Raw genomic sequence first — 9,047 nt, forward strand, 5'->3', positions numbered from 1 at the left:
CTCCGGGCGGTCAGGCTTGATCCCTGCGCCGGGCACGGCGGGCCACACCCCGTCGGTGGTCGTGCGTCGTCCGTGCCTGGATGTCGGTTGTGCGGTTACGACTGTCGCGGGGCGTCCGCAGAGCGCGTCCGCGAAGCGTCTGTGTGGCGTCGGCGTGGGGTCGGTGAAGGCGTCGGCATGGGTCGGCGTGGGGGCGTCTGCGGGGTGGCGACCCGTTGACCCGGTTTTCGACAAGGTTTGGCGGGGTTGGGTGGTGTGGGCCGCTGTCGAGCTGCCCCATCTGTGGGCCACCGGTCACATCAGGCTCGGTCGTCTGCCGGGGCACGTGTGTCCCGTCTGTGAGGGCAGCTCGACAGGGGCGAGGCGGCGGCACCGGTGGGTGTGGCTGTGGGGTGTGACCGGGGGCATCGTGGGGGCGGAATCGTGGGCGGGGCGGGGGCCTTACACCCTGCGTACGGCCGAGCAAGGCGACCCCGCCCCCGGGCTGGCGTGCAGGCCCCGGTCCTGGAATGTTGGTGGGCCGCCGGTCGTTACACATGGTCCCGGCCAAGGGAGGGGCGACCCCCTCGCCCCGCGTGAATGGCCGCGTGCTGCGGTCTTCCATGGCCGGTCTGATTCTTCCCGGCGGCACGCGCCGGATCCCCCGTAGTTTGTTGAGCGCCGGACGGTGCTTGCGCCCCGCTGAACCCCCCTTTCGGCGTGTGGTGCCAACCCCCGAATGGAGCATCTGATGAACACGATCATGCGTAAGAGCGTTCTTGGTATTGCTGGTCTGGCTGTTGCTGGTGGTCTGGCTGCTGGTCCGCTGAACCACGCCGACACCACCCCCGTGGCGGCGACGCCGGTCACCGCTGTGGCGGTGCAGGCGGACAAGCCGGCCGTGGACACCGCGAAGCTGGTTCCGCATGGTGTGCAGGGTGCGCAGTCGCGGATCGACCTGTCGGACGAGCAGGTGGGTAACGTGAAGGCGATCATCGCGGCGACGAAGAAGGCCGGGATGGACGAGCGGGCCGCGGTGGTGTCGATCGCGACGGCGTTGCAGGAGTCGAAGCTGGAGAACCTGGGGCACCTGGGTGACCGCAACGACCACGACTCGCAGGGCCTGTTCCAGCAGCGCCCGTCCAGCGGTTGGGGCACGGTGGAGCAGATCACCGACCCCGAGTACTCGACGATGGCGTTCCTGAAGGGTCTGGAGCAGGTCGACGGGTGGCAGGACATGCCGCTGACCGAGGCCGCGCAGACGGTGCAGGTGTCGGCGTACCCGGACCACTACGCCCAGTGGGAGCAGCAGGCCGCCGATCTGGTCGCCGAGCACTGGAACAACTGACGATATTCGCATGACGCCGCTGGCCGGTACCCCTGTGCGGGGTGCCGGCCAGCGGCGTCTTCGCGTCACGAGCGGGCGGGCACGCACCGGGTCCGCGGCTGGGGCGGTTCGCGTGCGGGTGCGGCGGTCAGCGGCGCTGGCCGAGGGCGACGTCCACCAGGGCGGCGACCAGCGCCAGCGCGATGACCGCGGCGGCCAGCAGGAGGGAGTGCCGGAAAGCGAGGGCGTAGTCGCCGTCGCTGCCGGCCAGCGACGAGAAGAAGACCGAGCCGACGGCGGCGATGCCGGCGGCGGAGCCGATGCGTTGGCCGGTTTGCAGCATGCCCGCGCCGCTGCCCGCCTGGGGCACCGGCACCTGGGACAGGGTGAGGGTCTGGTTCGGGGCGATCACCAGGCCGCTGCCCAGCCCGGCCACCAACAGCGGCGCCGCGGTCAGCCACGGCACCACGGCGCCGGCGGGCGCCAGGGCGAGCACGCCGACCACCGCGACGAGCCCGACGACCACGGTGAGCAGCCCGACCGCGACCAGCGGCCGGCCGAAGCGGTTGACGATCCGGCCGCCGAGGGCGGACGCCGCGGCCGAGCCCAGCGCGAACGGGGTGATGGCCACGCCGGCGACCAGCGCGCTGTAGCCGAGGCCGTTCTGGAGGTAGAGCGTGAAGACGAAGAAGATCGCGGTGAACCCGCCGAAGTAGACCAGCGCGATCAGTGATCCGAGGGCGTACGACCGGAAGCGGAACAGGCGCAGGTCGAACAGCGGATCCCGGCGCCGGGCGTACCACCGTTCCCAGGCCCCGAAACCGGCCAGGGCGAGCAGCCCGGCCGGCACCAGCAGCCACTTCGCGCGGTTCTGCCACTGCTGCTGCTGTACCAGCGGCAGCAGCACCAGCAGCACGCCGAGCCCGAGCAGCAGCACTCCGACGGGGTCCAGCCGCCGGTGGTCCGCGGGGCCCGCCCGGCGGCCGGGGAGCAGCCGCCACCCGAGGACCACCGCCACGATCCCGACGGGCACGTTGACGAAGAACACCCAGCGCCAGCCGTGCTCCTCGCCGCCGATGGCGATCAGCAGGCCGCCGAGCAGCGGGCCGACGGCGGTGGAGATGCCGATGGTGGCGCCGAGCAGGCCGAACGGGCGGCCCCGCTCGGGCCCCCGGAACAGCTCCTGGATCAGGCCGGTGACCTGCGGGTTGACCAGCCCGGCGGCAGCGCCCTGGAGCAGTCGGGCACCGACCAGCCACGCGGGGGAGGCGGCCAGCCCGGCGAGGGCGCTGGCGAGCGTGAACAGGGCGATCCCGAAGACGAACGCGGTGCGCCGGCCGCGCGCGTCGCCGAAGCGCCCGGCGGGAACCAGCACCAGCCCGAACGTCAGGGCGTACCCGGAGAGCACCCACTGCAGGTCGCTGGGGGAGGCCCCGAGGGCGCGGTCCATCGAGGGGACGGCGACGTTGACGATGCTCACGTCGAGCAGCGTCATGAAGGCGGCGACCAGCCCGACGCCGAGGGCCTGCCAGCGCCGCCGGTCGTCCGGGGAGGCGGTGGCGTCGGCCGGTCGCGGCGTACGCGCCGCGCTCATCGTGCCTCCCGTGGACCGGTGGTCGGGCATCGCTGTCCGCTACCCCGGTCCCCGGGAGGCGAATCGTGGCGGGCCGCCCGCCGGGTCACGCCAACTGTTGGGCGCAGAACCGGGGGCCGAAGTCCAGACCGGCCATTGGCGAGTCCTCGCGGTGCAGCAGGTTCTTCTCGGTGAGCAGGTGCAGTGGCGCGCGCAACTGCTCCTCGGTCAGCCCGGCCTCCTGGGCGATCAGGTCCGGGTACGGCACCTGCCCGCGCGCCTCCAGGGCCGCGACGGCGTCGTACACCCGTTCCTCGACGTCCGACAGTTGGACCTGCCGCATGATGTCCTCCTTCGCCTTGCCCGCCCCACGGGCGGTTGCGCCGCGCGGTTACCCCGTGTCCGGCCGAAGATGCCCACCCGATCGGGCGGTGATCCGGTCGCGCCGACGCCCCCGGAACCGGCCTCCTGGCATACGCTGCACCGGTGATCATCTGGGATCTCGCCGTCGTCGGCGCCGGCCCCGCCGGCCTCTCCGCCGCCCATGCCGCCGCCCGCGCGGGCCTGCGCACACTCGTGCTGGAACGGGCTGCCCACCCCCGCTACAAGACCTGCGGGGGCGGCCTGATCGGCACCTCGCTCGCGGTGGTCGCCGACCGGATCGACGTCCCGGCGCACGACCGGGTGGACCAGGTCACGTTCACCCGGGACGGGCGACGCCGGTTCACCCGACGGCACCCCGACAGCCCGCTGGTGACGATGGTGCGGCGTGAGGAGTTCGACGATCGGCTGCGCGTCGCCGCGGCCGCGGCCGGCGCCGAGGTCCGCGAGCGCGCCGCGGTCCGCGCCGTCGAGCAGGACCCCGAGGTCGTACGCCTGCGGCTGGCCGACGGGGAGACGGTACGGGCGCGGGCCGTGGTCGGCGCGGACGGCTCCTCGGGCGTGACGGCCCGGCACGTGGGGGTCCGCCACCGGCAGGTCGACCTGGGACTGGAGTTGGAGCTGCCGGTGCCGCCGCGGGAGCAGGACCGCTGGCGGGGCCGCGTGCTGCTGGACTGGGGCCCGCTGCCCGGCTCGTACGCCTGGGTCTTCCCGAAGGGCGACCGGCTCACGGTCGGTGTGATCGCCGCTCGGGGCGAGGGGGAGCGGACCCGGGCCTACCTGCGCGCGTTCGTCGACCGGCTGGGTCTGTCGGGGGTGGAGCCGGCGCACGACTCGGGGCACCTGACCCGCTGCCGCGTCGAGGACTCCCCGCTGCGTCGGGGCCGGGTGCTGGTGGCGGGCGACGCGGCGGGGCTGCTGGAGCCGTGGAGCCGGGAGGGCATCAGCTACGCGCTGCGCTCCGGCGAGCTGGCCGGCGCCGCGGTCGCCGCGGGTGACCTGGCGGGCTACGAGCGGGCGGTGGCGCGGGACCTGGTGCCCTCGATGCGCGCGGGGCACCGGCTGCTGGACGTGTTCGCGCGTCGGCCGGAGGTCTTCCACGCGCTGCTGGCGACCCCGCCGGGCTGGCGGATGTTCGTGCGGTTCTGCCAGGGGCGGGCGAGCTTCGACGAGACGTTGGGCCGGGCCCCGGTGCGGGCGGCGCTGGCGCTGCTGGACCGGCTGCCGGCCCCCCGCGCGCCGCTGGCGAAGCTGCCGTCCTGACCGGGCGGACGGAGGTCACCGGCCCCGTCTTTCCACCCAGGATCCTAGGATGCCCTAGGGGTGGTGACGCCGGGCGCCCTGGGCGGAGAATGACGGCGTCGAGGGGGAGAGCAGATGGCAGAGGACCGCTCCGAGTCGCCGTTCACCGACGACGAGTACGCCTTCCTGCGGCACGTGCGCTTCGGCGAGATGCCGCCGGCGGTCCCGCCCGAAGAGCGGGTCGCGCTGACCGAGACCGAGCCGCGCCGGGACCGACCGGATTCGGAGGCTTCGGACCGGTGGGACCTGCGGCACGGTGCCTGACGGCAGGTCGCGCGCGGCGAACGTCGCCTCGTCCGCGCGCGACCTGCCCGGGATGCGGCCCGGTACGCGGACGGGCCGCGGGCGATCCGCCCACGGCCCGTCCGGTGATCGTCGGTCAGAAGACCGGCACGCCCTCGCGCACCAGCTTCCAGTTCGGCTGGTAGAAGTCGGCCGGGTCGATCGCGCCCTTGGCCTGCGCCCAGTCGATCAGCAGTTGACGGATCTCCTGCTGCTCGTTGTAGACCTGGGTCTTCACGATGCCGGGGAAGTTGCCGCCGCCGCTGCGGCGGTAGTTGTTCACCGCCACCACGAACTGCGCGTTGTCCGCCACCGGGGTGTCGGTGCCGGGCAGCACCAGGCGGGTGATGCGCTGGCCCACCGGCCGGGAGATGTCGATGTCGTACTCCAGGCCGGAGAAGACGTCGTAGTTGTAGTCCGGCACCGCCGGGTCGCTGATCGTCTCCGGGTCGACCGGGGCGCCCGGGGCGAGGGTCCGGAAGTACTTCGCCGAGTACTCCAGGTAGGCCCGCACCTCGGCGCCGCTGAGCACGACGGCCTCGAGGGTGTTGTCGAAGACGTACAGCCCGGCCACGTCGCGGATCTTGACGTCGCCGGCGGGGAAGACCGCCGTGCGGCTGAACGGCGCCGCGATCGACAGCACCGGCAGGGTCGCGTACGACGTGCCGGCGAGCGCCTGGCCGACCACCTCGGTCTGGACGTGGTTGATGAAGTCCAGGATCGGGGTGTCCTTGTACCGGCTCTCCGCCGCCGACAGTTCCACGGTGGAGCGCGCCACGACCTGGTTGACGTACGCGACGGTCTTCTGGTGCTGGGCCCGCACGGCGGCGAGGACCTTCGGGTCCTCCACCACGGTGTTGGTGTTCAGCAGGGCGGCGGTCTTCTTGGTGATCTTCCACCGGCCCTTCTCGCGGGCCAGCGTGAAGTCCATCCGGCTCAGCCGTTGGCCCCACTTCGACGGCTCGGTGAGCAGCACCTGCTCGCCGGTCCGCGCGTTGGTCACGAACTTCTCGGCGACCTCGGCGTGGGCGTGGCCGAAGAGGATCGCGTCGATGCCGGGGACCTGCTCGGCGATGAGCGCCGTCGGGTTCTCGTTCGGCAGCTCCGGGCCGTAGCTGGAGGTGCCGCTGTCGCCGCCGTGCGCGGAGATCAGCACGATGTCGGCGCCGCGCTCCCGCATGATCGGGACGTACTTCGCGGCCGTGGCGACCATGTCGTCGAACCGCAGCCGGCCCTCGACGTTGGCCTTGTCCCAGATCGCGCTGCCCGGGTTGGTCAGGCCGAGGATGCCGACCCGCAGCGGCGGCGCGGCGAAGCCGACGGAGACCTTCTTGATGACGAACGGCAGGAAGGCCGGCTTGCCGGTGGCGACGTTGACGGCGTTGGCGGCCAGCGCCGGGAAGCCGAGCTGGGAGATCCACTTGGCCAGCAGGGGCAGGCCGTAGTTGAACTCGTGGTTGCCCAGCGTCACGGCGTCGTACCCGAGCACGTTCATCGCGTTGGCCATCGGGTGCGTCGCCCCGGTGGTGGTGATCGGCTCCTGCTTGGCGTAGAAGGTCGCCAGCGGCGTGCCCTGGATGGTGTCGCCGGCGTCGAGCACCAGCGTCGCCTTGCCCCGCCGCTCGGCGCGGATCTGGTTGACGAGGGTGGCCAGCTTGGCGACGCCGACGTCGTTGTGCTTGCTGTCGTCGTACTCGGCGTCCTTGTAGTAGTCCCAGTTGTAGACGTTGCCGTGGGTGTCCGAGGTGCCGAGGATCGTGAGGTCCCAGGTCCGCGACCGGGCCGCGCCGGCCGCCTGGGCGGGGGTGGCGGCGATCAGCGGGACGCTCGCCGCCGCGGCCGCGGCGGCGAGCACCGTCCGACGCGACGGGCCGGAGGGAGAGGTCATGACGTGCCCTTCCATGGGGTCGGGGCGCCTGGTGGGCGCCGAGCGCACCCTAACGAGCGGCCGTCACTCCTGCCACAGCAGCCCGAGGTGTCCCACACCACCAGCGTCCGTGGGCCGCTCGGTGTAACACCGCCCCGGCTGTTTCCGCCCGCCGGTTGCGGGTAGGGCGGTGGGATACCAGGAACCCGAGCAGGTGCGCGAGGAGACGTCGGTGAGCGAGGACCAGCACACCCAGCAGGACCCCACCAGCCAGTACGGCCAGCAGGAGGGGCAACCGGGGCAGCAGCAGACGCCGCCCGGCGCGACCGGCAGGATGACCCCGAAGCCGGACCACGGCGAGGAGTCGTACCACGGCAGCGGCAAGCTCGACGGCAGGCGGGCCGTGATCACCGGTGGCGACTCCGGCATCGGTCGCGCGATCGCCATCGCGTACGCCCGGGAGGGCGCCGACGTGCTCATCTCCTACCTGGGTGAGGAGGAGGACGCCGACGCCCGGGAGACCGTCCGGCTGGTCGAGGAGGCCGGCCGCAAGGGCGTCGCCGTACGCGGCGACATCACCGACCAGCGGCACTGCGAGGAGCTGATCGCGCGGGCCGTGCGGGACCTCGGCGGGATCGACATCCTGGTCAACAACGCCGCCTACCAGATGGCGCAGGAGAAGGGCATCCTCGGGATCAGCGACGAGCAGTTCGACCGGGTGCTCAGGACCAACCTGTACGCCATGTTCTGGCTCTGCAGGGCGGCGGTGCCGCACATGTCCGAGGGCTCGACCATCATCAACACCTCGTCGATCCAGGCGTTCGACCCGTCGCCGCAGCTGTTGGACTACGCCACCACCAAGGCGGGGATCGCCAACTTCACCAAGGCGCTCGCCGCCGACCTGGCGGAGCAGGGGATCCGGGTGAACGCGGTGGCGCCCGGCCCGATCTGGACGCCGCTGATCCCGGCGACCATGCCGCAGAAGAAGGTCGAGCAGTTCGGCCAGGACACCCCGGAGGGGCGCCCCGGCCAGCCGGCCGAGCTGGCCCCGGCGTACGTCTTCTTCGCCTCCCAGGAGTCCAGCTACGTCACCGGCGAGGTCCTCGGCGTGACGGGCGGCCGCCCCACCAAGTAATCCCCGCGCCCCTGCCCGAGGTCAGCGGGGCCAGACGGCGAGGCGGGCGCGGACGCGGGCGACGGCGGCGGCGTCCAGGCCGTAGCGGGCGAAGCGCCGGTCCGGCAGCCGGTCCAGGTAGCGGCCGGCGGCGCGGACGTCCGACGGATCCAGGGCCGGGTCGAGCTGGCGGGCCAGCTCCAGCAGCTCCGCCACGTCGTGCTGCTCCAGGGCCGCCGCCACGTCGATGTAGTCCCGGACCTCCCGCCGGTTCACCAGCGCGGCGGTCTTGTTCGCCATCAGGTCCCGCACGTCCATCACCGGGCCGAGGTCCATCACCACCGGGCTGCGGTGCCGGTCGAGGCGGGCCAGGCTGAGCCGGATCCGCCGCCCGTCCCGGCTCACCACGAAGTCCTTCAGGTCCCGGTCGAACCCGTCGAACAGCTCGGCCAGCTCGCTGTCCGGGTCGGCGTCGCTCACCTCGAAACCGGCCCGCTCCAGCGCCGCCCGCACCCCGTCCGCCGCCGCGGCCGCCGCCCCCTCGACGTCGGCGAAAAGGTCCACGTCCTCGGTCGGGCGGGTCACCAGCCCGTGCGCCGCCCAGGCCACGCCGCCACCGAGCACGAACCGGTACGGCCCGGCGGCGGACAGGGCGACGCGGGCCACCTCCCGGTAGAAGTCGTGCGGGTGCGCGGCGCTCACGCCGTACGCAGACCCCGGTGGCGGATCTCCCACGCCTGGCGTACGCCCCGGGGGAGGTTGAGCAGTCGCCACACCCGGCGCAGGGTGCGCCCGTTGATGAGTACGCGGAGGTCCTCCGCGCGGGTGGTCTCCCGCAGGACGTTCTCGTACATCCAGAGCAACTCGTCCGGGTCGCCCAGGTCGAACGTGCGGTCGGCGTTCCACATCAGCCGCACGGGCAGCTCCACGACGCCGCGGGTGGGGCCGGCGAGCTCGGTGAGCGTCCGGGTCACCACGGCGGGCCGGCCCGGGCGGGCCAGGGGGGCCACGCGGGTCGCGGTGGGGGAGAGGCCGTGCATGCTGTCAGGGTAACGCCAGGTCCGCGGTTTGTCGGTGCTGGCTGTGCTGGGGTTGTCGGGTGGCGTGCGGTGGTTGGTGCGGGTTCGCGGTGGGGTGGGGTGTTGGGTTGCGGTGCGTGGTGGTGGGGGTGTGGCCCGCCGTGCCCGGCTCCGGGCGGTCAGGCTTGATCCCTGCGCCGGGC

At 73.0% G+C, this 9,047-nt stretch carries 9 protein-coding genes; 4 read left to right on the top strand and 5 right to left on the bottom strand.

Annotated features, from left to right (window positions below):
- Positions 1–730: 730 nt before the first annotated feature.
- Positions 731–1,327, top strand: coding sequence for a hypothetical protein (locus ABZ793_RS34290; protein ID WP_357465097.1), 597 nt, complete (start codon positions 731–733; stop codon positions 1,325–1,327).
- A 127-nt stretch (positions 1,328–1,454) separates the two neighbouring features.
- On the opposite strand, the gene ABZ793_RS34295 is transcribed toward ABZ793_RS34290, so the two are convergent.
- Both ABZ793_RS34295 and ABZ793_RS34300 read right to left on the bottom strand, forming a co-directional pair.
- A complete protein-coding gene (locus tag ABZ793_RS34295; protein ID WP_357465099.1) occupies positions 1,455–2,900 on the bottom strand; it encodes an MFS transporter in 1,446 nt (481 codons plus the stop codon).
- 85 nt (positions 2,901–2,985) lie between these two features.
- A complete protein-coding gene (locus ABZ793_RS34300) occupies positions 2,986–3,222 on the bottom strand; it encodes a hypothetical protein (protein ID WP_357465101.1) in 237 nt (78 codons plus the stop codon).
- Between the two features lie 143 nt (positions 3,223–3,365).
- Here ABZ793_RS34300 and ABZ793_RS34305 point away from each other — a divergent pair, with 143 nt between their 5' ends.
- A complete protein-coding gene (locus ABZ793_RS34305; protein WP_357465103.1) occupies positions 3,366–4,523 on the top strand; it encodes a geranylgeranyl reductase family protein in 1,158 nt (385 codons plus the stop codon).
- A 114-nt stretch (positions 4,524–4,637) separates the two neighbouring features.
- The gene (locus ABZ793_RS34310; RefSeq protein ID WP_350712703.1) at positions 4,638–4,826 is read left to right on the top strand and encodes a hypothetical protein; all 189 of its coding nucleotides are present in this window, start codon (positions 4,638–4,640) and stop codon (positions 4,824–4,826) included.
- Between the two features lie 115 nt (positions 4,827–4,941).
- Here the strand turns inward: ABZ793_RS34310 and ABZ793_RS34315 are convergent, their stop codons facing one another.
- The gene (locus ABZ793_RS34315) at positions 4,942–6,732 is read right to left on the bottom strand and encodes a 5'-nucleotidase C-terminal domain-containing protein (protein WP_357465105.1); all 1,791 of its coding nucleotides are present in this window, start codon (positions 6,730–6,732) and stop codon (positions 4,942–4,944) included.
- 211 nt (positions 6,733–6,943) lie between these two features.
- Here ABZ793_RS34315 and ABZ793_RS34320 point away from each other — a divergent pair, with 211 nt between their 5' ends.
- Positions 6,944–7,846 carry an SDR family oxidoreductase gene (locus ABZ793_RS34320; RefSeq protein ID WP_357465109.1) on the top strand — a complete coding sequence of 301 codons (903 nt, stop codon included), beginning with the start codon at positions 6,944–6,946 and terminating at the stop codon, positions 7,844–7,846.
- A gap of 21 nt (positions 7,847–7,867) precedes the next feature.
- Here ABZ793_RS34320 and ABZ793_RS34325 read toward each other — a convergent pair whose 3' ends face one another.
- Positions 7,868–8,527 (bottom strand): nucleotidyl transferase AbiEii/AbiGii toxin family protein, encoded by a 660-nt coding sequence (locus ABZ793_RS34325; RefSeq protein WP_357465107.1) that lies wholly within the window; start codon positions 8,525–8,527, stop codon positions 7,868–7,870.
- Positions 8,524–8,865 carry a hypothetical protein gene (locus ABZ793_RS34330; protein WP_350712699.1) on the bottom strand — a complete coding sequence of 114 codons (342 nt, stop codon included), beginning with the start codon at positions 8,863–8,865 and terminating at the stop codon, positions 8,524–8,526. Before ABZ793_RS34330 ends, ABZ793_RS34325 begins: the two co-directional genes overlap by 4 nt.
- Positions 8,866–9,047: the final 182 nt, after the last annotated feature.

The sequence above is a fragment of the Micromonospora sp. NPDC047465 genome, from assembly GCF_040643125.1.
Taxonomy (GTDB): Bacteria; Actinomycetota; Actinomycetes; order Mycobacteriales; family Micromonosporaceae; genus Micromonospora.

Excerpts from the sequence above, each read along its gene's own strand:
- ABZ793_RS34290 (WP_357465097.1), top strand. The coding sequence starts at position 731 with ATGAACACGATCATGCGTAAGAGCGTTCTTGGTATTGCTGGTCTGGCT.
- ABZ793_RS34310 (WP_350712703.1), top strand. The coding sequence starts at position 4,638 with ATGGCAGAGGACCGCTCCGAGTCGCCGTTCACCGACGACGAGTACGCC.
- ABZ793_RS34315 (WP_357465105.1), bottom strand. The coding sequence starts at position 6,732 with ATGACCTCTCCCTCCGGCCCGTCGCGTCGGACGGTGCTCGCCGCCGCG.
- ABZ793_RS34295 (WP_357465099.1), bottom strand. The coding sequence starts at position 2,900 with ATGAGCGCGGCGCGTACGCCGCGACCGGCCGACGCCACCGCCTCCCCG.
- ABZ793_RS34330 (WP_350712699.1), bottom strand. The coding sequence starts at position 8,865 with ATGCACGGCCTCTCCCCCACCGCGACCCGCGTGGCCCCCCTGGCCCGC.
- ABZ793_RS34300 (WP_357465101.1), bottom strand. The coding sequence starts at position 3,222 with ATGCGGCAGGTCCAACTGTCGGACGTCGAGGAACGGGTGTACGACGCC.